Annotated in this window: 19 protein-coding genes and 2 tRNA genes; 5 read left to right on the top strand and 16 right to left on the bottom strand. The window is 60.1% G+C overall.

What is annotated here, in order from left to right; all coding sequences use genetic code 11:
* Positions 1 to 109: 109 nt before the first annotated feature.
* Positions 110 to 616 carry a hypothetical protein gene (locus BLW22_RS33005; protein WP_074848596.1) on the bottom strand — a complete coding sequence of 169 codons (507 nt, stop codon included), beginning with the start codon at positions 614 to 616 and terminating at the stop codon, positions 110 to 112.
* Complete coding sequence (locus tag BLW22_RS33000; protein WP_074848593.1) at positions 613 to 1,527, bottom strand: Ssp4 family T6SS effector; 915 nt, start codon at positions 1,525 to 1,527, stop codon at positions 613 to 615. The genes BLW22_RS33005 and BLW22_RS33000 overlap by 4 nt, the downstream gene beginning before the upstream one ends.
* A 187-nt stretch (positions 1,528 to 1,714) precedes the next feature.
* On the opposite strand from BLW22_RS33000, the gene BLW22_RS32995 reads away from it, so the two are divergent.
* Complete coding sequence (locus BLW22_RS32995) at positions 1,715 to 2,203, top strand: Hcp family type VI secretion system effector (protein ID WP_053134453.1); 489 nt, start codon at positions 1,715 to 1,717, stop codon at positions 2,201 to 2,203.
* An 84-nt stretch (positions 2,204 to 2,287) separates the two neighbouring features.
* Here BLW22_RS32995 and BLW22_RS32990 read toward each other — a convergent pair whose 3' ends face one another.
* The 11 genes from BLW22_RS32990 to rnr form a co-directional block, all read right to left on the bottom strand.
* Entirely contained in the window at positions 2,288 to 2,683 is a 396-nt protein-coding gene (locus tag BLW22_RS32990) for a hypothetical protein (RefSeq protein WP_074848781.1), read from the bottom strand.
* Positions 2,684 to 2,733: 50 nt separating this feature from the next.
* Positions 2,734 to 3,192, bottom strand: coding sequence for a hypothetical protein (locus tag BLW22_RS32985; protein ID WP_065925616.1), 459 nt, complete (start codon positions 3,190 to 3,192; stop codon positions 2,734 to 2,736).
* Complete coding sequence (locus BLW22_RS32980; RefSeq protein ID WP_027607691.1) at positions 3,189 to 4,109, bottom strand: Ssp4 family T6SS effector; 921 nt, start codon at positions 4,107 to 4,109, stop codon at positions 3,189 to 3,191. Before BLW22_RS32980 ends, BLW22_RS32985 begins: the two co-directional genes overlap by 4 nt.
* 157 nt (positions 4,110 to 4,266) lie before the next feature.
* Positions 4,267 to 6,570, bottom strand: coding sequence for a YgiQ family radical SAM protein (locus BLW22_RS32975; RefSeq protein WP_065925618.1), 2,304 nt, complete (start codon positions 6,568 to 6,570; stop codon positions 4,267 to 4,269).
* Positions 6,571 to 6,666: 96 nt separating this feature from the next.
* On the bottom strand, positions 6,667 to 8,064 hold the full coding sequence (dnaB, locus tag BLW22_RS32970) for a replicative DNA helicase (RefSeq protein WP_017526410.1): 1,398 nt from the start codon (positions 8,062 to 8,064) through the stop codon (positions 6,667 to 6,669).
* A 110-nt stretch (positions 8,065 to 8,174) separates the two neighbouring features.
* Positions 8,175 to 8,621, bottom strand: a complete 447-nt coding sequence (gene rplI, locus BLW22_RS32965) for a 50S ribosomal protein L9 (RefSeq protein ID WP_003171376.1) — start codon at positions 8,619 to 8,621, stop codon at positions 8,175 to 8,177.
* Between the two features lie 18 nt (positions 8,622 to 8,639).
* Positions 8,640 to 9,530 (bottom strand): YybS family protein, encoded by an 891-nt coding sequence (locus BLW22_RS32960; RefSeq protein WP_074848591.1) that lies wholly within the window; start codon positions 9,528 to 9,530, stop codon positions 8,640 to 8,642.
* A 36-nt stretch (positions 9,531 to 9,566) separates the two neighbouring features.
* Positions 9,567 to 9,797 carry a 30S ribosomal protein S18 gene (rpsR, locus tag BLW22_RS32955; protein ID WP_003171373.1) on the bottom strand — a complete coding sequence of 77 codons (231 nt, stop codon included), beginning with the start codon at positions 9,795 to 9,797 and terminating at the stop codon, positions 9,567 to 9,569.
* Positions 9,798 to 9,826: 29 nt separating this feature from the next.
* Positions 9,827 to 10,249, bottom strand: a complete 423-nt coding sequence (gene rpsF, locus BLW22_RS32950; RefSeq protein ID WP_003171371.1) for a 30S ribosomal protein S6 — start codon at positions 10,247 to 10,249, stop codon at positions 9,827 to 9,829.
* A 248-nt stretch (positions 10,250 to 10,497) separates the two neighbouring features.
* Positions 10,498 to 11,253 (bottom strand): 23S rRNA (guanosine(2251)-2'-O)-methyltransferase RlmB, encoded by a 756-nt coding sequence (gene rlmB, locus BLW22_RS32945; RefSeq protein ID WP_010213600.1) that lies wholly within the window; start codon positions 11,251 to 11,253, stop codon positions 10,498 to 10,500.
* Positions 11,250 to 13,883 (bottom strand): ribonuclease R, encoded by a 2,634-nt coding sequence (rnr, locus tag BLW22_RS32940; protein ID WP_065947127.1) that lies wholly within the window; start codon positions 13,881 to 13,883, stop codon positions 11,250 to 11,252. The genes rlmB and rnr overlap by 4 nt, the downstream gene beginning before the upstream one ends.
* A 224-nt stretch (positions 13,884 to 14,107) precedes the next feature.
* Here rnr and BLW22_RS32935 point away from each other — a divergent pair.
* From BLW22_RS32935 to BLW22_RS32920, 4 genes are all read left to right on the top strand, one after another.
* Positions 14,108 to 14,194: transfer RNA gene (locus tag BLW22_RS32935), tRNA-Leu, on the top strand.
* A gap of 154 nt (positions 14,195 to 14,348) precedes the next feature.
* Positions 14,349 to 14,435, top strand: a tRNA-Leu gene (locus BLW22_RS32930).
* 146 nt (positions 14,436 to 14,581) lie between these two features.
* The gene (locus BLW22_RS32925) at positions 14,582 to 15,607 is read left to right on the top strand and encodes an iron ABC transporter substrate-binding protein (RefSeq protein WP_065925621.1); all 1,026 of its coding nucleotides are present in this window, start codon (positions 14,582 to 14,584) and stop codon (positions 15,605 to 15,607) included.
* On the top strand, positions 15,607 to 17,172 hold the full coding sequence (locus BLW22_RS32920; protein WP_074848589.1) for an ABC transporter permease: 1,566 nt from the start codon (positions 15,607 to 15,609) through the stop codon (positions 17,170 to 17,172). Before BLW22_RS32925 ends, BLW22_RS32920 begins: the two co-directional genes overlap by 1 nt.
* Before the next feature lie 46 nt (positions 17,173 to 17,218).
* On the opposite strand, the gene BLW22_RS32915 is transcribed toward BLW22_RS32920, so the two are convergent.
* The 3 genes from BLW22_RS32915 to BLW22_RS32905 all read right to left on the bottom strand — a co-directional run bounded on the left by BLW22_RS32915 (position 17,219) and on the right by BLW22_RS32905 (position 21,824).
* On the bottom strand, positions 17,219 to 19,153 hold the full coding sequence (locus BLW22_RS32915) for a methyl-accepting chemotaxis protein (RefSeq protein WP_074848587.1): 1,935 nt from the start codon (positions 19,151 to 19,153) through the stop codon (positions 17,219 to 17,221).
* A gap of 139 nt (positions 19,154 to 19,292) precedes the next feature.
* Positions 19,293 to 20,582, bottom strand: a complete 1,290-nt coding sequence (locus BLW22_RS32910; protein ID WP_027604896.1) for an adenylosuccinate synthase — start codon at positions 20,580 to 20,582, stop codon at positions 19,293 to 19,295.
* A gap of 54 nt (positions 20,583 to 20,636) precedes the next feature.
* Positions 20,637 to 21,824, bottom strand: coding sequence for an ATP phosphoribosyltransferase regulatory subunit (locus tag BLW22_RS32905; RefSeq protein WP_065940876.1), 1,188 nt, complete (start codon positions 21,822 to 21,824; stop codon positions 20,637 to 20,639).
* Positions 21,825 to 21,864 lie beyond the last annotated feature (40 nt).

Raw genomic sequence — 21,864 nt, 5'->3', positions numbered from 1 at the left:
TACAGCACCAAAACGGCGCTGTGGCTGCGGTAATGGTGCAAGGGTTGCACATATTTGTGGCGGATGTGGGTGGGGCGGTATCGAATGGGTGGGCGCCGGGGGTGGGGAATCACCTCGGTTTCTTTATTCTGATGATTGCGCGCTCGTGTTTGCGGCGCTTTTCAATGGCCACCATTATCTTGCCCCGCATGTCGCGAAGTTCTACGTAGATGTCACGCATTTCGCGGTGGCGTTTACTACTAAGCAATACGAGGCCGAGCAGCGGCCACACGATGCTTTCTGCGTAAATGAATGGGTGCGGTGAAAACTGAAAAGCTGGTAAAGCGAATAACAAGCAGGCCATGAAAAGACCATACATGCCCCAGACCCATTTCGGCCGCCCGCAGACAATCATGACATTGCAGAGGGTGATAAAGAGGGCCAATATCCCACAGGCATTTACAGCAGCAGACGTCGATAATGCCCAGGGGGCTGCTCGCGGATAGTAGTGTTCCAGCAGTGCCACAACCGCAGTCCCACCCAAAAGTCCCATAAAGATCGCACTGATAAAAACGGGAAAGTAACGCAAAAGAAAAGGGCGTCTCGGTATGAGATATCTCGTTTTGAGTAATCTCATTCTGAAATTTCCTCATACAGCCCAACCGCGATGATCCGTATGTTCCCGGACCGCACGCTGCCAGCAACGCCCGACACCGCGCCAACGGCATCGAGCATCTGCATGATGGTCCCACGCCTCACTTCTGCCGAGGTGTGGCGCCTGGGCATCTCTCCAGCCATTTGTTTGAGTTTGACCATTTTCCGGGTCATATCAGGATGGTTGATACTCAGTAATTCCTTGGTGAGCTTTACCCGTTCCTGCCGATTCAAGCCTTTGAGTACCTGATGCGTATTTTTTCCTGTTGCCTTTTTAAGCATATTGACGAACCGGATCGTAGACATTGCCGTGTTGCCGATACTTAACAATGAAGCCGCATCCAGCCCAATAGTTACGGCTTGGTACCATTCATTGCTGTCCAACTCGTCGTTGCGCGCAGGGTCTACATATTCATATCGCGTTCGCTGAAAACCCATAATGCACTGAACACTGCTGGCTGAGGCGCCTACGACGCTAATCGCAGCCGCTACGCCAGAGCCCCCAAAAGTAAATGGACTCAACCCGAACCCACCCGCTATCACCACCCAACTAATCACCGCCGACGTACACGCCAACGCCGCATTCACCGCCTCAAACGCCACCTGCGACTCGCGCGGCTCATTCGCCAGCCGCCGAGCAAACTCCACCCGTCCGACATAGCTTGGCGCCTCACGCAAAATCACCGTCTTCGGCGCCACGCTGCAAATCGGCTGGAACTCACGCAACACAACCGCACGCAACTGAGCATCGAGATACACCACCCCCGCACCGACGATGGCGGGATCAGCATCAATCGCCGCAAACAACTTTTGCAGATCAATACTGCTTTCTATCCACTGCCGCGTCGTGAGATGCGCACTGGGAAACCCGTCTTTCAACACGTTGGAAGTCATCCCTTTACTCCGATTTTTCACAAGAGCGCAGAGGTTAAAGACTGACTATCCGCAAAAAATGTCAGAAGCTTCGCTTTATCAAGACAGGCACTTCCTGATCACGATGTAGCGTCTTGTAGGCCATATCCCGAATAGGAAAAAGTACGCCGCGCGCCACTACCGGCGAGCAACCAAACAGGGAGCGACCATGGCAACCGATATGTTTTTGAAGCTGGGGGACATCAAGGGTGAGTCCAAGGATCAGGTGCATCGCGATGAAATCGAGATCAGCAAATGGGGCTGGGGCATGTCCCAGACAGGCTCCATGCATACCGGCAGCGGCGGCGGTGCCGGCAAGGTCAATATTGAAAACCTGTCCATCTCCAAGGTCATGGACAAATCTTCACCCAACCTCATGATGGCCTGCTCTACTGGCAAGCATTACCCCGAGGCCAGGCTGGTGGTGCGCAAGGCTGGCGGCAGCAGTGCCGTGGAGTATCTGGTGATCACGATGAAGGAGGTCATGGTCATCTCGTACCAGACCGATGCGGTAACGACAGACGACACATTGACTGAAGTCATCGGCCTGAACTTCGCCACGGTCGAAGTCAGTTACCAGCCGCAGAAAGCCGATGGTGGCAAGGACGGCGGCGCCGTCAAGTACGGCTGGAACATTCGCCAGAACATCAAAACCTGAAAATACGCGCCGGGACCACACTCCAGCCCCGGCGTACTCACGTTTGTCCCAAGGTGCGAAGACACAGGTGACGAATCTACTCAGTCAACGGGCTTTTCGCTGTGCGATGACGGCTTGGCGCAGGCGGCGGACTTCCTGCAGCCGTTGGCGCATTTCGCGGTGGCGCCTGCTGTTGAGCAACAGCAAGCCCAGCAACGGAAACAGCACCGCCGAGCCATAGACCAGGGTGTTGATACCGTATTGAATCATCGGCAACACGAACAACAGGCAGCACACCAGATAGCCCGCCACGAGCCGGGTGGCCCAGCGATACCCGCGAGCGATCATCACGCTGCCAAACACCAGCACCGCCACCAGCACCAGGATCGCAGCCCCCGAATAGCTGGACTTGAGCGCTGGATCAACCCCGCGCAGGTACGTCACACCGGCCATGGATACCGCCGCCGAGCCGGAGAAGATCGCCATGAAAATCGTCCCCATGAAGACCGGGAAATAGCGCGCGAGAAAACCGTTTATCGAAGGCGGCTCCTTCACATGCGACTACTCGATCTGACGGTTGATTTGACCGCCTGCCGAATGCGACGGATTCCCACGAGTTTCGTGCGCATCTCTCGTTGAACCTTACTGTTAAGTGTCAATAATCCGAGCAATGGGAATAACAGCGCCAACCCATAAAGGACTTTGTGAGGCTGGAATTGAACCATCGGAAGTACAAACAGTAGACAGGCGACATAGATACCGACCATTACCCACACCCAGGAGGGTCGGCCCCGCAAAATCATAAAGTTGCTATGGACCGTCAACAGAATGAGCAGCGCCCCGGCAGACATGATCTTGAGCCCCACTTGAGCCATCGGCGCATCACGAAAATAGGTGATGAACGCCAGCGCCACAGCCAACGCTAAAGAAAAACACGCAGCAAATACGCCGCCCATAAACGTCAGAAAGTATTGTCTGAAAAAGTCGCGTAGCGTCATCAATTCGCTCATTCGCTTACCTCCTCGTACAGTCCAATCGCGATGGTGTTGACGTTTCCGGAGTAGGCACTCCCGCCAAACCCAACGCTTGCGCCCAGGACGTCTTTGATCTGGGTAGTGGTGCTGTGCTTGAGCTGCGTAGGGGTGAAACGCTTGGTGAGTTCGCCCGACGCCTGCCTCAATTTGATCATCTTCGCGGTCAAGCTGGGATGGTTGATGCTCAGCAGCTCTTTCGTCAGCTTGGCTCTTTCCTGGCGATTCAAACCGCGAAGCACATCACGCAGGCTCTTGCCCGTCGATGCTTTGGCGGCCCTGACCAGCTTGACCGTCGTCAGGGCCGAAGCGCCCACGCCTGCCAGTGATACAGCGTCCAGCACGATGGACGCATTCTGGTACCAGCCTTCACTGTCGAGCGAATCCTTGACCTCAGGTTTGGCGACTTCCAGCGCTGTTCGGGCAATGCCGTTGAAACACTGAAGCGTACTTGCGCCGGCAGCCGCATACCCCACTACAACGATGACGGAACTGGCGCCAGCGCTGAAAGGCACCAGAATTGTTCCACTGGCGATCGCAGCCCAACTGATGACCGCCCCCAAGCAGGAGATTCCGGTATTCACGGCTTCGCCAATCAGTCGCGATTCTCGAGGATTGCTCACGACATGTTGAGCAAACTGTGTTGGCGCAATGTACTTCTGCGCTTCACGCAAAATGATGCGCTTGGGCTTGATGCTGCAGATGGGCTTGAATTCGCGCAGGGTAATGACATTGAAGTCAGCGTCGATATACACCACCCCCGCGCCGACGATGCTGGGGTCGGCGTCGATGGCCGCGAACAGCCGTGGCAGGTTGATCTGGCTTTCGATGCGCTGGCGCGCCATGAACTGGGAGCGGTTGGAGTCCATGCCGATGCCGGCCAGGGGGTTGCCCATGGGGTGTTCTTCCTTGAAGGGGTGGAGACTGGACTGACGCTATCGGGGGCAAGCCCCCGATGGCAATTTAATGGGCGCCACCTTAACAAACAGACTCCCCACCGCCTAGAAAGCAAAACGCCAGCACAAGGCTGGCGTTTGCATTTTCAAGCGACGATCAACGCGGCACGACCGGCTTGCGGGCCGGCTTGCCGCCCTTGCCCTTGGCCGCATCGCTGCGTTCCTTGGCCGCCTGCTTGTTACGCGCCTGGGCCGCCGCCTTGGCTTGCTCACGCTTGTCCCACGGGTTGCTGCCGTCGCTGCCACGGGGCGGCAGGCCGGTGTGCTGGGTAAGGATCTTGGTGGTAGTTTCCTTGGCGACCTTGTGGCTACCGGCCGGCGTCGAGTTCTTGCGACGGGCGCTCTGGTAGCTGTCGGTGCTCGGCTGGTGCAGCGGGATCAGTTGGTCCTTGCCCGGCCCGATCAGGTCGGCACGGCCCATGCGGGTCAACGCTTCACGCAGCATCGGCCAGCCCTTCGGGTCGTGATAGCGCAGGAACGCCTTGTGCAGGCGGCGCTGCTCCTCGCTCTTGACGATGGTCACCGCGTCGCTCTTGTAGGTGACCTTGCGCAGCGGGTTCTTGCCCGAGTGGTACATCGCGGTGGCGGTGGCCATCGGCGACGGGTAGAACGCCTGCACCTGGTCGGCGCGGAAGCCGTTGCCCTTGAGCCACAGGGCCAGGTTCATCATGTCTTCATCGGTGGTGCCCGGGTGAGCCGCGATGAAGTAAGGGATCAGGTACTGCTCCTTGCCCGCTTCCTTGGTGTACTTCTCGAACATGCGCTTGAACTTGTCATAGCTGCCAATGCCCGGCTTCATCATCTGGTTGAGCGGACCTTCCTCGGTGTGTTCCGGGGCGATCTTGAGGTAGCCACCGACGTGGTGGGTGACCAGCTCCTTGACGTATTCCGGCGACTCGACCGCGAGGTCGTAGCGCAGGCCGGAAGCGATCAGGATCTTCTTCACACCCGGCAATGCACGGGCGCTTCGATACAGCTGGATCAACGACGAGTGGTCGGTGTTCAGGTTCGGGCAGATACCGGGGAACACGCACGACGGCTTGCGGCACGCGGATTCGATTTCCGGGCTCTTGCAGGCAATGCGGTACATGTTCGCAGTCGGGCCGCCGAGGTCGGAGATCACACCGGTGAAGCCCGGCACCTTGTCGCGGATCTCTTCGATTTCGCGAATGATCGACTCTTCGGAACGGTTCTGGATGATCCGCCCTTCGTGCTCGGTGATCGAGCAGAAGGTGCAGCCGCCGAAGCAGCCACGCATGATGTTCACCGAGAAACGGATCATGTCGTAGGCCGGGATCTTCTCCTTGCCGTACGCCGGGTGCGGAACACGGGCGTAAGGCATGCCGAACACGTAGTCCATTTCTTCGGTGGTCATCGGAATGGGCGGCGGGTTGAACCACACGTCCACTTCGCCGTGCTTCTGCACCAGGGCGCGGGCGTTGCCTGGGTTGGTTTCCAGGTGCAGCACGCGGTTGGCGTGGGCATAGAGCACGGCGTCGCCACGGACTTTTTCCACCGAGGGCAGGCGGATCACGGTCTTGTCGCGGGTCATGCGCGGGCTGGCCAGGATCTGCACGACCTTGGCTTCTTCCGGATCATCGACCGGCCCCTTTTCCTGCTCGATGGCGCAGGCCTGGGTGTCCTGGGTGTTGACGTACGGGTTGATGATCTTGTCGACCTTGCCCGGGCGATCGATACGCGTGGAATCCACTTCGTACCAGCCGGCTGGGGTATCGCGACGGATGAACGCGGTGCCGCGCACATCGGTAATGTCTTCGATCTTGTGGCCCCACGACAGGCGCTGGGCGACTTCGACGATAGCCCGCTCGGCGTTGCCGTACAGCAGGATATCGGCGGTGGCGTCGATCAGGATCGAGTTGCGCACGCGGTCCTGCCAGTAGTCGTAGTGGGCGATGCGGCGCAGGGATGCTTCGATGCCGCCGAGTACGATCGGCACGTTCTTGTAGGCTTCCTTGCAACGCTGGCTGTACACCAGGCTGGCGCGGTCCGGGCGTTTGCCGGCCATGCCGCCTGGGGTGTAGGCGTCGTCGGAACGGATTTTCTTGTCGGCGGTGTAGCGGTTGATCATCGAGTCCATGTTGCCGGCCGCGACGCCGAAGAACAGGTTCGGCTCGCCCAGTTTCATGAAGTCGTCTTTGGACTGCCAGTTCGGCTGCGCAATGATCCCGACGCGGAAGCCCTGGGACTCCAGCAGCCGGCCGATGATGGCCATGCCGAATGACGGGTGGTCCACGTAGGCATCACCGGTGACGATGATGATGTCGCACGAATCCCAGCCAAGCTGATCCATCTCCTCCCTGCTCATCGGCAGGAATGGCGCAGGGCCGAAACATTCGGCCCAGTACTTGGGATAGTCAAATAACGGCTTGGCTGTTTGCATGACGGTGACCGGTGTTGAGATGAAAAATCGCGGGCGCGGAATATAGCACAAATTTTGACCAATTCCGACGGTAATGGTCGGAATTGAGCAGACGGGTTATTCGTCGTCGTCGAAGTTGTAGCTGCCCGGCGCCAGGTTCTCGAAGCGCGTGTATTTACCGATGAACGCCAGGCGGATAAAGCCGATCGGGCCGTTACGCTGCTTGCCGATAATGATCTCGGCAATGCCTTTGTGCTCGGTCTCGGGGTGATACACCTCGTCGCGGTACACGAACATGATCACGTCGGCATCCTGCTCGATCGCTCCGGATTCCCGCAAGTCGGAGTTCACCGGGCGCTTGTTGGGGCGTTGTTCCAGGGAACGGTTGAGCTGGGACAGTGCCACCACCGGGCAGTTGAATTCCTTGGCCAGGGCCTTGAGTGACCGGGAGATTTCGGAAATTTCGTTAGTCCGGTTATCGCCGCTGGAACCCGGGATCTGCATCAACTGCAGGTAGTCGATCATGATCAGGGCGATGTCGCCGTGCTCACGTACCAGGCGGCGGGTACGTGCACGCATCTCGGACGGGCTGATACCGGCGGTGTCATCGATAAACAGCTTGCGGTCGTTGAGCAGGTTGACCGCCGAGGTCAGGCGCGGCCAGTCGTCGTCTTCCAGGCGACCGGCACGCACCTTGGTCTGGTCGATACGGCCGAGGGACGACAGCATACGCATGATCAGCGATTCGCCTGGCATCTCGAGGGAGTACACCAGTACGGTCTTGTCGCTGCGCAACACGGCGTTTTCCACCAGGTTCATCGCAAAGGTGGTCTTACCCATGGATGGACGGCCGGCGACGATGATCAGGTCGGACGGCTGCAGGCCGCTGGTCTTCTCGTCGAGGTCGGTGTAGCCGGTGGAAATACCGGTGATGGCGTTGTCGGTGTTGAACAAGGTGTCGATGCGGTCGATGGCCTTGGTCAACAGGTCATTGACGCTGACCGGGCCGCCGGTTTTCGGGCGCGCTTCGGCGATCTGGAAGATCTGGCGCTCGGCTTCGTCAAGGATTTCGGCGGCGGTGCGACCTTCGGGGTTGAAGGCGCTGTCGGCGATTTCGGTGCTGATGCCGATCAACTGGCGCAGGGTGGCGCGCTCGCGAACGATCTGGGCATAGGCCTTGATGTTGGCGACGGACGGCGTGTTTTTTGCCAGTTCACCCAGGTAGCCCAGGCCACCGACCTGGGAGGTCTGGCCTTCCTTGTCCAACTGCTCGGCCAGGGTCACCACGTCGATTGGGGAGTTCTGGTCGGCCAGCTTGGCGATGGCACGGAAGATCAGGCGGTGGTCATGACGATAGAAATCACCGTCCGAGACTTGATCCAGCACGCGTTCCCAGGCGTTGTTGTCCAGCATCAGGCCACCGAGCACGGCCTGTTCGGCCTCGATGGAATGCGGCGGCACCTTCAGGGCAGCGGTTTGCAGATCGTATTGCTCAGGAGCTGAAATATCGTTCATGGCCACTTGGAATTAGGGGATTGTAGAAAAACAAAAGGCACGACCTGTAAACAGGATCGTGCCCGATGTTAACTGCCCGACACACGAGGTGCCAGTCAGTTAGGTGCGACTTAAGCTGCTACCACGACAACGCGTACGGTGGCTTCAACTTCGGCGTGCAGGTGCACGGCTACGTCGAATTCGCCTACGTTGCGGATGGTGCCGTTCGGCAGACGAACTTCGCTCTTCTGCACTTCAACGCCGGAGGCGGTCAGTGCATCAGCGATGTCGTGGGTGCCGATCGAACCGAACAGCTTGCCTTCGTCACCGGCGGTGGCAGTGATAGTCACTTCCAGCTCAGCCAGTTGGGCAGCGCGAGTTTCAGCCGAAGCTTTCTTGTCTGCCGCTGCTTTTTCCAGCTCAGCGCGACGCTCTTCAAACGCAGCCAGGTTGGCAGCGGTTGCAGCGGTGGCTTTGCCGTATGGCAGCAGGTAGTTACGACCGTAGCCGGCCTTAACGTTCACTTTGTCGCCCAGGTTGCCCAGGTTGGCGACTTTTTCCAGAAGGATCAGTTGCATGTGAAAATCCTCTAACTTTTAACCTTCACCGTTCGCGTTATCGGCGTCTTTCGGCGCAGAACGTCCGCGAAAATCAATCAGGCTGTCGACAATGGCCAAGACCACGAGTAACGGACCGATCAAGTGCATGAGCGGCAGGACGGTGACGTAGATCCCCACCAGCCAGAAACTGGCCAGTCTTTTCTGCGCGACAAGCCCGTGAATCAGGGACAAGCCAGCGAAGAACAGCGGCACACCGAACAACGGCAACAGGATCAAGGTGTGCCACCCGATAAACGGGGCAACGCACATGACGGCCAGCAGTGACAGCGCAACGCGCTTGGGGATCCGGATTGCGCGAAACTCGCTTCCGAAACCGCCGGGGTTATACAACAACGCCTGCCAATAGCGCCCAAGAATCAGGCACAACACACTAAAGACCTGCACCGAAACCGCTGTCGAAATGATCAACATCGGAACTGCCAGTGAAGCGAGTGCTGCTTTCTGGTCTGCCGAGAACTTCTCGTAAGACTCACCCATCACCAGCGGCAAGACGTGTTGAAACGTCTGCGCCAACGACTCGATGAAGGAACCGAAGACGGTCCCCAGGCTCACCGCACACAACAACCCCACGGCCGTGCTGACCAGCAGCACGCGATTCCAGGAATGCCCGGCGCGCAAAACCAACGCCAGGCTGCAACTCCCCAACAGCACCAGAAGCGCTGTCGGGTCTTGCAGGAAATGCCAGCTCACCAACACTGACAACAACCCCAGACCCAGGACGCTCAAGGCGTCCGAACCGCGCCGCAGGAGCACAAGGCAACCCGCGGCGGCACCCAACCAGAACAACAACGGCAACACTGCACATCCAGCCACTACCAGAGTGGCCTGCACACGACCGCGCATGATGAACTCAGCTAAGGCGCGCATGCATTCAATCCCTTACTACTTGTCGACTGCCCGGTCTCAGCGGCCGTGGCTGTCGGTGTAGGCCAGCAGGGCCAGGAAGCGGGCGCGCTTGATAGCGGTAGCCAGCTGACGCTGATAACGTGCTTTGGTACCGGTGATACGGCTTGGAACGATTTTGCCGGTCTCGGATACGTAGGCTTTCAGAGTGTTGAGATCTTTGTAGTCGATCTCCTTCACTTCTTCAGCGGTGAAGCGGCAAAACTTACGACGACGGAAGAAACGTGCCATTTGATAGGCTCCTTAATAAGGTCCGTGGATTACTCGTCAGCGTTATCGCTGCTGTCGCTGTCATCACTATCAGCGCTATCAGCGCCTTCGTGCTCAGGACGGTCGCGACGCTCACGGCGCTCACTGCGGTTTTCTTCAGCCTTGAGCATCTCGGATTGGCCGGTAACGGCTTCTTCGCGACGGATGACCAGGTTACGGATCACTGCATCGTTGTAGCGGAAGTTGTCTTCCAGCTCGGCCAGGGCCTTGCCGGTGCACTCAACGTTCAGCATCACGTAGTGAGCCTTGTGAACATTGTTGATTGCGTAGGCCAGTTGACGACGACCCCAATCTTCCAGACGGTGGATTTTGCCGCCGTCTTCTTCGATCAGCTTGGTGTAACGCTCAACCATGCCGCCGACTTGCTCGCTTTGATCCGGGTGGACCAAAAAGATGATTTCGTAATGACGCATGAATGCTCCTTACGGGTTGTAGCCTGCCGCTCAAAAACGGTCAGACAAGGAGTGAATGACACTTATGGATCTTGCCGCAGGGAGGCACATCGGTGCCTGCCAGGAAGGCAAGGGGCGCAATTGTAGAGAAGGGGAAGAACGGGCGCAAGGTGATTGGTGATTATTTGAACAATCTCCCAGACACCACAAAAGCACATGTGGGAGGGGCAAGCCCCCTCCCACATGTTGGTTCTACGCCAGGCTTGGAATTACTTCTTCGCCTTGGCCTTGGCACCACGCTGACGCTGGGCCTCAAACAGGCACACGCCGGTCGCAACCGACACGTTCAGGCTGCTGACGCTACCGGCCATCGGCAGGTGCACCAGGTAATCGCAATGTTCACGGGTCAGGCGACGCATGCCCTTGCCTTCGGCTCCCATGATCAGGATGGTCGGGCCGGTGAGGTCCTGGTCATAAATGCTGACCTCGGCCTCTCCCGCCGTGCCCACGACCCACAGGCCGCGCTGCTGGAGTTTCTCCAGGGTGCGCGCCAGGTTGGTCACGGCCACCAGCGGAATCACTTCCGCCGCGCCACAGGCGACTTTACGCACCACCGGCGTCAAGGTAGCCGACTTGTCCTTAGGCACAATCACCGCCAGCGCACCCGCAGCATCGGCCGAGCGCAGGCACGCGCCGAGGTTGTGCGGGTCGGTCACGCCGTCCAGCACCAGCAGCAGCGGTGCACCTTCGGTACGGTCGAGCAGCTCATCGAGCATCGCTTCGCCCCAGACCTGGCTCGGACTGACGTCCGCCACCACACCCTGGTGGACGCCTTCGACCCACACGTCCATTTCACGCCGTTCGGCCTGGCCGATGGCGACTTTGTTTTGGGTGGCCAACTCGACCAACGCCTGTACGCGCGGCTCGCTGCGACCTTCGGCCAGCCAGACTTGCTTGACGCGCTTAGGGTGGTGACGCAGCAGTGCTTCTACGGCGTGGACGCCGTAGATTTTTTCCAGACTCATGACTTGGCCTTAGGTTTGCGCGACCCGCCGCTTTTCGCGGGGGCCGAACCCGCTTTTGGCGGGCCTTTACGGTGTTTACTTGGCTTGCTCGACGGCTTTTCCGCCCCCTGGGACTTTCCCCCAGACGCCGCTTTACCACCGCTTTTGGCTTCGTTGAGCAACTGCTGCTTCAACTCACGGCTCTTGCGCAGTTCGGCGTTTTTCGCCGCCGCGTCGCTTGGGCGGTAGGCCTCGGGTGCTTTGTCCTTGGCTGCTGGACGGCGCCCGGCCTTGGCTGGAGCGGGCTCTGCAACTGCCGCTTTGGCGGGAGCGCCTTTGCCTTTGCTTGCAGGCGCGGTCGTCTCGCTGCCACGCTTTTTACGGCCCGGCGCTTCGGCGGGCTTGTCAGGCATGCCAAAGTCGATCTTGCGCTCGTCGAGATCGACGCGCATGACCTGCACTTCCACGGTATCGCCCAAACGGAAACTGCGACCGGTACGCTCACCCGCCAGGCGGTGGTGCACAGGGTCGAAGTGGTAGTAGTCACCCGGCAAGGCGGTGACGTGCACCAGGCCTTCGACGTAGATGTCGGTCAGCTCGACGAACAGGCCAAAGCCGGTCACGGCGGTGATCACACCTGGGAACGACTCGCCCACGCGGTCCTTCATGAACTCGCACTTGAGCCAGTTCACCACATCGCGGGTGGCTTCGTCGGCGCGGCGCTCGCTCATGGAGCACTGCTCGCCCAACTGTTCCAGGGCCGCTTCGTCGTACGGATAGATCCGCGCCTTCGGAATGGTCATGGCACCGGCGCGCTTGACGTGCGGGGTGTTCTGCTTGGAATGGATCACGCTGCGGATTGCGCGGTGCGTGAGCAGGTCCGGATAACGGCGAATCGGCGAGGTGAAGTGGGTATACGCCTCGTAATTCAGGCCGAAGTGGCCCTGGTTATCGGCGCTGTACACCGCCTGGCTCAGGGAGCGCAGCATCACGGTCTGGATCACGTGGTAATCCGGACGGTCCTTGATGCTGGCCAGCAGTGCCTGGTAGTCCTTCGGCGTCGGGCCGTCCTTGCCTTTGTGCAGGGACAGGCCCAGCTCGCCGAGGAACGCGCGCAGTTTTTCCAGGCGCTCCGGTGGCGGGCCATCGTGCACACGGTAGAGCGCAGGGATTTCGTGCTTTTTCAGGAATTCAGCGGTGGCCACGTTGGCCGCCAGCATGCATTCCTCGATCAGCTTGTGCGCATCGTTACGGGTGGTCGGGGTGATCGCGGCGATCTTGCGCTCGGAACCGAAGACAATCCGGGTTTCCTGGGTTTCAAAATCGATCGCGCCACGCACATGACGGGCACCCAGCAACACTTTGTACAACGCGTACAGCTGCTTGAGGTGCGGCACCACATGCCCGTACTCGCCACGCAACGCCTTGGCTTCGCTGGTTTTCGGCTGTTCCAGGATGGTGCTGACCTTGTTGTAGGTCAGGCGCGCCTGGGAGTGGATCACCGCTTCATAGAACTGGTAATCGGTCATTTCGCCGGTTTTCGAGATAGTCATCTCGCAAACCATGGCCAAACGGTCGACTTTCGGGTTCAGGGAGCATAGGCCGTTGGACAGCTGCTCAGGCAGCATCGGGATCACGCGCTCAGGGAAATACACGGAGTTGCCGCGTACCTGGGCCTCGTTATCCAGGGCCGAACCGATCTTCACATAGCTGGAAACGTCGGCAATCGCGACGAACAACTTCCAGCCGCCGGAGAACAGACGCAGCTTGCCGGGCTTGGCTTCGCAGTAGACCGCATCGTCGAAGTCGCGGGCATCTTCACCGTCAATGGTGACGAACGGCAGATGGCGCAGGTCGATGCGTTTTTCCTTGTCCTTTTCTTCGACTTCCGGCTTGAGCTTGGCGGCTTCCTTGAGCACAGCCTCAGGCCAGACGTGAGGAATATCGTAGGTACGCAGCGCGACGTCGATTTCCATGCCCGGCGCCATGTAGTTGCCGACCACTTCTACAATATCGCCCTGGGGCTGGAAGCGCGCAGTCGGCCAGTGGGTGATTTTCACCTCGACGAACTGGCCGACCTTGGCAGCGCCATTGCGGCCCGGGGTGATCAGCACTTCCTGCTGGACCTTCGGGTTATCCGGCACAACAAAGCCGATACCGCCTTCTTCGAAGTAGCGGCCGACGATGGACTCGTGGGCACGGGACACCACTTCGACGATCACGCCTTCACGGCGACCACGACGGTCCAGTCCGGAAACCCGCGCCAGGGCACGGTCGCCATCGAACACCAGGCGCATTTGCGCCGGGCTCATGAACAGGTCATCACTGCCGTCATCCGGGATCAGGAAGCCGAAACCGTCACGGTGGCCGGCAATGCGGCCGAGGATCAGGTCGAGCTTATCCACGGGCGCGTAGGTGCCACGGCGGGTGTAGATCAGTTGAGCATCGCGCTCCATGGCACGCAGGCGGCGGCGCAGGGCTTCGAGCTGGTCTTCGGTGGTCAGACCGAACTCTTCGACCAACTGCTCACGGCTAGCAGGCGAACCCCGATCGGCGAGGTGCGCCAGGATCAGTTCGCGGCTAGGAATAGGGTTTTCATATTTTTCCGCTTCACGAGCGGCCTCGGGATCGAGGGACTGCCAATCGGCCATTAGAGATTTTTCACCTTGTCTATATGCGGGTTAGTTTGGCATACGCGTATTGAAACGGGAAATTTCAGGCATCAACAAGCGTTTAAAAGCCTTTTACAGCCCTCGCCGCGCACCTTGCACGACCATTGGCGAAATTTCCCAGGTTTTTTTCATAGCAGGGGTTTACAGCTAAAAAACCGCTCCGTATAGTGCGCGCCATCGACGACGGCAACGTTGTTGATGTTGCCCAGGTGGTGAAATTGGTAGACACGCCAGCTTCAGGTGCTGGTGATCGCAAGGTCGTGGAAGTTCGAGTCTTCTCCTGGGCACCAAATTCAGATCAAACCCGCGAAAGCGGGTTTTTTCGTTTCAGGCTTCTGATTTTTAACGAGAAAATCGATTTATATTTTTCGAATCAGGGGTTTACAGATTAAAAAGCCCGCCGTATAGTTCGCCCCATCAACAGCGGCAACGTTGCTTGATAATGCCCAGGTGGTGAAATTGGTAGACACGCCAGCTTCAGGTGCTGGTGATCGCAAGGTCGTGGAAGTTCGAGTCTTCTCCTGGGCACCAAATTCAGATCAAACCCGCGAAAGCGGGTTTTTTCGTTTCCGGGGTTTGAAAACCTCAACCAGCAATTTCCCCCCTTCGGCGCACTTGAGAAGTTTTATCGTTTATCCTTGCAACGATTTGTTGCACTCAAGTGAGGAAAACCCCGGATGATGATCCGCGATACCCGTCTCAAGACATCCCTTCTGCGTGGCCTGACCATCACTCTGCTCGGCCTGACCCTACTCTCCCCCGCCGCCTATTCCGCCGACAAGGTCTCCCTGACCCTGTACAACGGCCAACACAAAGAAGTCGGCGATGAACTCGCCAAGGCCTTCGAAGCCAGGACCGGTATTCACGTCAACGTACGCAAGGGCAGCAGCAACCAACTGGCCAGCCAAGTCGTGGAGGAAGGCGACCGCTCCCCTGCCGACGTGATCTACACCGAGGAATCGCCGCCACTGAACAAACTTGGCGAGCAAGGCCTGCTGGCCAAGATCGATGCAGGCACGCTCGACGTCCTGCCCAAGGATTACGTGGGCCGTAACGGCGACTGGATGGGCGTGACCGCACGCACCCGCGTCGTAGCCTTCAACCCCAAACTGATTGCCGAGAAAGACCTGCCCAAGTCGGTATTGGATTTCGCCGGCCCCGAGTGGCAAGGCAAGGTCGGTTTCGTACCTACCAGCGGCGCCTTCCAGGAACAGGCCGTGGCGATCATCAAGCTGCACGGCCGTGAAGCCGCCGAAGAATGGCTGACCGGCCTGCGTGCCTTCGGCAAGGTGTACAGCAACAACATGGTCGCCCTGAAGGCCGTGGAAAACGGCGAAGTAGCCACCGTTCTGGTGAACAACTACTACTGGTTTGCCCTGAAGAAAGAAAAAACCAACCTCGACTCCCAACTGCACTACTTCACCGATGGTGATGCCGGCGGCCTGATCACCGTGTCTTCGGCGGCCGCGCTGAAGTCCAGCAAGCATCCCAAAGAAGCCCAGCAACTGCTGGCGTTCATGGCCAGCGAAGAAGGCCAGCGCGTGATTACCACTACCTCGGCCGAGTACCCGCTGCGCAAAGGCATGGAATCCAACCGCGGCCTCAAGCCTTTCAGCGAACTGCAGCCGCCGAAAGTCACGCCTGCCGACCTCGGCAACGCAGAAGAAGCCCTGGACCTGGAACGTGAGGTTGGCTTGAACTGATGAACCCATCGCTACCCACCCCCGCCCTGCGCGGGGGGTTCAGCCCACGCCGCAAGCGCCCTTCGATCTGGCTACTGCTCCCCGTCCTGCTACTGGTTGGCCTGAGCCTGCTGCCACTGGTGTACGTCGGTCTGAAGGCCTGGCAGGCGGGCTGGGCGCAGGCGGTACATCTGCTCTGGCGGCCCTATGTGTTCGGGCTGCTGCGCAACACCCTGGCGCTGATGGTCGGCGTGACGCTGGCGTGCGGCGTGATCGGCCTGTCCCTGGCCTGGCTGCTGGAACGCAGCAATCTGCCGGGACGCCGCCTCTGGGGCGTAGTCCTGTGCCTGCCGTTCGCGGTGCCGGCGTTTGTCAGCAGCTTCACCTGGGTATCCCTGAGCGCCCACTTCGAAGGGCTCGGCGGCGCGATTCTGGTGATGACCCTGTCCAAATACCCGCTGGTGTTTTTGCCAGTGGCCGCAACCTTGCGCAACCTGGACCCTTCCCTTGAAGAATCGGCCCGCACCCTGGGGCAGAATCGCTGGGGCGTATTCCTGCGCATCACCCTGCCCTTGCTGTGGCCGTCGCTGCTGGCTGGGGCACTGCTGATTGCCCTGCATATGCTGGTCGAGTTCGGCGCGCTGTCGATCATCGGCCTGCAAACCTTCACCACCGCGATCTACCAGCAATTCGAACTGGAGTTCAGCAATGCCAATGCCGCGATGCTTTCGGCGGTATTGCTGGTGATGTGCCTGACCCTGCTGTGGCTGGAACTGCGCGTGCGCGGCAAGGGCCGGCACGTGCGCATCGGCCAGGGCGCGGCGCGGCATGGGGAGCAGGTGCGACTGGGCAAGTGGGCGCCACTGGGCCAGGTGTATTGCCTGACGCTGGCGATCATCGGCAGCGGCATCCCCTTGGGCATGCTCGGCTATTGGCTGGCGGTAGGTTCATCGGCGGCATTTCCAATGGCCGAGATTGGTGAGGCATTGCTGTCCTCCCTGATGCTATCGCTGGGTGGCGCGGCGCTGTGCCTGGCGCTGGCGGTACCGCTGGGGCTGCTGGTGGTGCGCTACAAGGGCCGACTGGCAATCTGGGCCGAGCGCCTGCCGTACCTGTTGCACGCCCTGCCCGGCCTGGTGATTGCGTTGACACTGGTGTATTTCGCCCTGCATTACGTGCCGGCGCTGTACCAGACCTCTGCGTTGCTGCTGATCGCCTATGCCTTGTTGTTTCTTCCATTGGCCCAGGCGCCGATCCGCACGGCCTTGAACAAAGCCGCACCGCAGCTGGAAGAGGCTGCACGCACGCTGGGGGCATCGTCGTTCAGTGCGTTTTGCCGAGTGACGCTGCCGATTATTTTTCCGGCATTGGGTGCGGCATTTGCGCTGGTGTTCCTGGACGCCATGAAGGAATTGACGGCGACGTTGCTGCTCAGCCCCACCGGGCTGAATACCTTGGCGACTGCCGTGTGGGCGCACACCTCGAATGTGGAGTTTGCGGCGGCGGCGCCTTATGCAGCGTTGTTGATAGTGGTGTCGGGGTTGCCGGTCTATCTGCTGACAACTCGGATGTACTTGAGCCGCTGAGATCGCTATCGGGGGCAAGCCCCCGATGAGGCCAGAACGGACGACGCTAAGCCCGGAACTGCCCCAGACTCGCCTTCAACTGCGCCGCCAACCCATCCAGCACCTTGCCACTGGCGGTAGTCTGCACCACCGCCTGCGCCGCACGCTCGGCCTGGGCATGGATCACCTCGACACGGCCTCGTACCGCATGGGCGCCCTGGGCCTGGTGCTCGGCGGCGCGGGTAGCCAGGCCAATCGCTGCATGCACCTGCTCCACCGAGGCCTGCACCGTCTGCTGCAAGCGCACGCTGTCGCGCAGCACCAGCAAACCTTCGTTGGCCTGGCGCCCGGCCTTGCCGATGGTTTCCACCGCCTCCCGCGCGCCCTGCTGCAACGCGACGATATGGGCCTGGATATCGCCGGTAGAGCTTTGGGTCTTGCTGGCCAACGCACGCACTTCGTCCGCCACCACCGCAAAGCCCCGCCCGGTCTCGCCCGCACGCGCGGCTTCAATGGCCGCGTTGAGCGCCAACAGGTTGGTCTGCTCGGCGATACCATGGATGACCGTCAGCACCACTTCGATCTGCTCGCTTTGCTGGGCCAGGCGCTCGATAACCTGGGACCCGGCCTGGACCTGCCCCGCCAACGCCTCGATCAAACTGCCAACTTCGGCCGACGTGCGCGAGTTCTCGTCCGTCGCCTGACGAATATCCACCACCTGCTGCAACGCCGCCTGCATGGCGTGGCTTTCGGCCTGGGCCTCGTCGGCCATTTGCGACAGTGCGCGCAAACTCTCCGCCACCTCATCACGCTGCAAGCCAGCGGCCGCATCGGCGCCGGCATTGCGCAAGGTCATGGCGCCGATTTCCACGCCGGTACGCTGGGCCACATCGCCCGCCTCGCGCACGATGGGTTGCAACTTATCCACAAAGCGATTGACCGCCGAGGCCATGTCGCCGATTTCGTCCTTGCTGTTGATCTGCACGCGCTTGGTGAGGTCGCCCTCGCCTGCTGCCAGGTCATCCATGGCCGCGATAAGCAGTTTCAGGCGATTGACCACACGGCGGCCGAGAACCACGGCGATCAGCAGCAATACGCCGAAACCGACCACCGCCAGCCCCATGCCGATGCGCCAACGCAAGGTGCCGGCAGCCTCCTGCACGGCGTCGGTGGTGTTGACGGTCATCTGGGTCGCAGTGGCTTGTGCCGACTGCAGGCGAGCGCCCATGGCCGCCGCGCTATCCGCCGCGGCACCTTTGAGGCTGTCGCCGACCAACTGATCACCGCTGGCTATCAGTGCGGCAAAACGCTTGTCCAGCGCTTGCAGATCGGCCTCGACCGACGCGGTCGACACCCCCATGAGCACCTTGCCAATCTCCACGCCGTTAGGGCTGATGGACGCCTCGACGTAGAACACCGAAGGATCGTTCTTCGCGGCGTTCAGGACTTTGTCCAGGGCGCGATCGCCCTGGCCTTTTTCCAGCAACGCTTTGTTGATCGGATTTTCGCGATTCAGATAACGAGTCAGGTGCTCACCCGCCGCGTCGTCATAAACCACGAACAGCACGTTGGGATTGCGCTGGGCGCGTCGGGCAAACTCGGACAGCGTTGGCACATCGCTGTCCCACATGGCGCGGGGCGCCACCGAGGCCAGCAGTTGCGCCATATCGTTGGCGGAGTCTTGCAGGTCTTTTTCCAGGGTCGCACGCAACTGTTTCTGCTCTGCCTGCAGGCGCTCGGAAAGCCCGGCGGTCAGGCGCTGACGGGTACTGGTGGACAAGCTGTCCAGGCTCGACGTGACTTCCTTGCCGGCCTGGGCCAGTTCACCGGACAGCTTCTGGCTGTCGACGCCCAGGCGACTGCCCAAATCGGCCTCCAGCGCCGTGACCGTGCTCCGGGTGAGAGCGACCGCCACCAGCACTTGCACCAAAAGAGCGATACCTAGGGTAACGAACACCGGCCGCAACAGACGGCTTTGTAACAATGAGAGAACGGCAGACATCGGGAATCCCTCCACCACGGGTGCCACTAATTTGATAGCACCGCGAAAGAGAGAAACACAGCAAGGGTCGTGCCGCTTGGCATGCAGATACGACAAAGGGCTCCCGAAGGAGCCCTTTGCTTTTTACATCAATAGCTTATTAAGCGAACGGGTGACGCAGAACGATGGTCTCGTTGCGATCCGGGCCCGTCGAAATAATGTCAATCGGCGCACCGATCAGCTCTTCAACGCGCTTGATGTAGGCACGGGCATTGGCTGGCAACTCTTCCAGGGTCTTGGCACCCACGGTCGATTCGCTCCAGCCCGGCACTTCTTCGTACACAGGCTGCAGGCCCACGTAGCTGTCGGCGTCAACCGGGGCAACGTCCTTGCCTTCGGCATCTTTGTAGCCGACGCAGATGTTGATGGTTTCCAGACCGTCGAGTACATCCAGCTTGGTGAAGCAGATGCCCGAGATGCTGTTCACATCGATCGCGCGACGCAGGATAACGGCGTCGAACCAGCCACAGCGACGAGCACGGCCGGTGGTCGCGCCGAATTCGTGACCTTGCTTGGCCAGGTGCGCACCGACTTCGTCGAACAGTTCAGTCGGGAACGGGCCCGAACCTACACGGGTGGTGTAGGCCTTGGTGATGCCGAGGATGTAGTCCAGGAACATAGGACCAACGCCCGAACCGGTAGCGACGCCGCCAGCAGTGGTGTTGGAGCTGGTCACGTACGGGTAGGTACCGTGGTCGATGTCCAGCAACGAACCCTGGGCGCCTTCGAACATGATGTCCTTGCCGGCGCGACGCAGGTCGTGCAGCTCGGCGGTCACATCCAGCATCAGCGGCTTGAGCAGCTCAGCGTATTCCTTGCACTCGGCCAGGGTCTTGTCGAATTCGATGGCGGGCTCTTTGTAGTAACCCACCAGCATGAAGTTGTGGTAATCCACCAGTTCACGCAGCTTGTCTTCAAAGCGCGGCATGTTGAGCAGGTCGCCCACACGCAGGCCACGACGCGCGACCTTGTCTTCGTAGGCCGGGCCGATGCCGCGACCGGTGGTGCCGATCTTCAGCTCGCCACGGGCCTTTTCACGGGCCTGGTCCAGCGCAACGTGGAAGGACAGGATCAGCGGGCAGGACGGGCTGATACGCAGGCGCTCGCGCACCGGTACGCCTTTCTCTTCCAGCTTGGTGATCTCGCGCAGCAGGGCATCCGGTGCAACCACGACGCCGTTACCGATCAGGCACTGCACGCCTTCGCGCAGGACACCCGACGGGATCAGGTGCAAGACGGTTTTTTCGCCGTCGATGACCAGGGTGTGGCCAGCGTTGTGACCGCCTTGGTAGCGCACTACGGCGGCAGCATGTTCGGTCAGCAGATCAACGATCTTGCCTTTGCCCTCATCACCCCATTGGGTGCCCAGGACTACGACATTCTTACCCATAACACTTGTCCTCATTCGCGCAAACTTGGTGCCGGCGATGGCCGGCAGGAAAACTCAAGAAGCCAGTGGCGATACTTGCCAAAGCCCGTTCTGCAGAATCAATTGCCGGTCGCAGTCCGCTTCACGGGCGGCGGCCAATGGCTGCCCAGGCAATGCCTGGACAACACGCTGACCCTCACTGCGCAACTGGCAAACCTGCTGCCAGAGTGCTGCGTCCGTACTGTCGGGCATCCAGATGCCACCAGACGGCAGCTCGACCTCAGCACGCCCCAGGGTCACCAGGGTTTTCAAATCGGTGGAAAAGCCGGTGGCCGGACGCGCACGACCGAAGTCGGCGCCGATGTCGTCGTAACGTCCACCTTGGGCGATGGCCTGGCCAACACCCGGTACAAACACCGCGAACACCACACCGGTGTGGTAGTGGTAACCGCGCAACTCGCCCAGATCAAAATACAGCGGCAACTGCGGGAACCGCGCCGACAACCGCTCAGCAATCGCCAGCACGTCATCCAGTGCAGCCAATACCGGCGCCGGCGCCTTGGCCAGGCGCTCACGTGCAGCCACCAGTACTTCACGGCCACCACACAGGTTGACCAGTGCACGCAGCATCTCGGCCAGATCCGCAGGCACGCCAGCGGTCAAGGCGATGACTTCATCGATCGCCTTGCGCTGCAGGGCATCGAACAGCTGTTGCTCGGCCTCACCGGACAAACCGGCCGCACGGGCCAGGCCACGGTAGATACCCACGTGACCGAGGTCCATGTGGACATCTGGTACATCAGCCAGTTGCAGCATGGCCAGCATCAGGCTGATCACTTCAACGTCGCTGCTCGGGCTGGCATCACCGTACAACTCCGCGCCCAACTGGATCGGGCTGCGGGAAGACGACAAGGCACGCGGTTGAGCATGCAGCACGCTGCCGGCGTAGCACAGGCGGCTCGGGCCTTCGCGGCGCAGGGTGTGCGCATCGATGCGCGCCACTTGCGGCGTGATGTCGGCACGGAACCCCATTTGCCGGCCCGATTGCGGGTCGATGACCTTGAAGGTGCGCAGATCCAGGTCCTGGCCCGCGCCGGTCAGCAGGGATTCCAGGTACTCGATATGGGGGGTCACGACAAACTCGTAACCCCAGCTCTGGAACAGATCCAACACCTGGCGACGCGCTACTTCAATGCGCGCAGCTTCTGGTGGCAGTACTTCTTCGATGCCATCTGGCAGCAGCCAGCGGTCTACCGTTGCCATTACGCCATTCCCCTATGATCCGGGCGGCCAGCCCTCGGCC

Origin of the sequence: Pseudomonas marginalis, from assembly GCF_900105325.1 — a bacterium.
GTDB classification, from domain to species: Bacteria; Pseudomonadota; Gammaproteobacteria; order Pseudomonadales; family Pseudomonadaceae; genus Aquipseudomonas; species Aquipseudomonas marginalis.
Note: the sequence above shows the minus strand (reverse complement) of the source record. Positions and strands in the feature narration are given on the sequence as shown.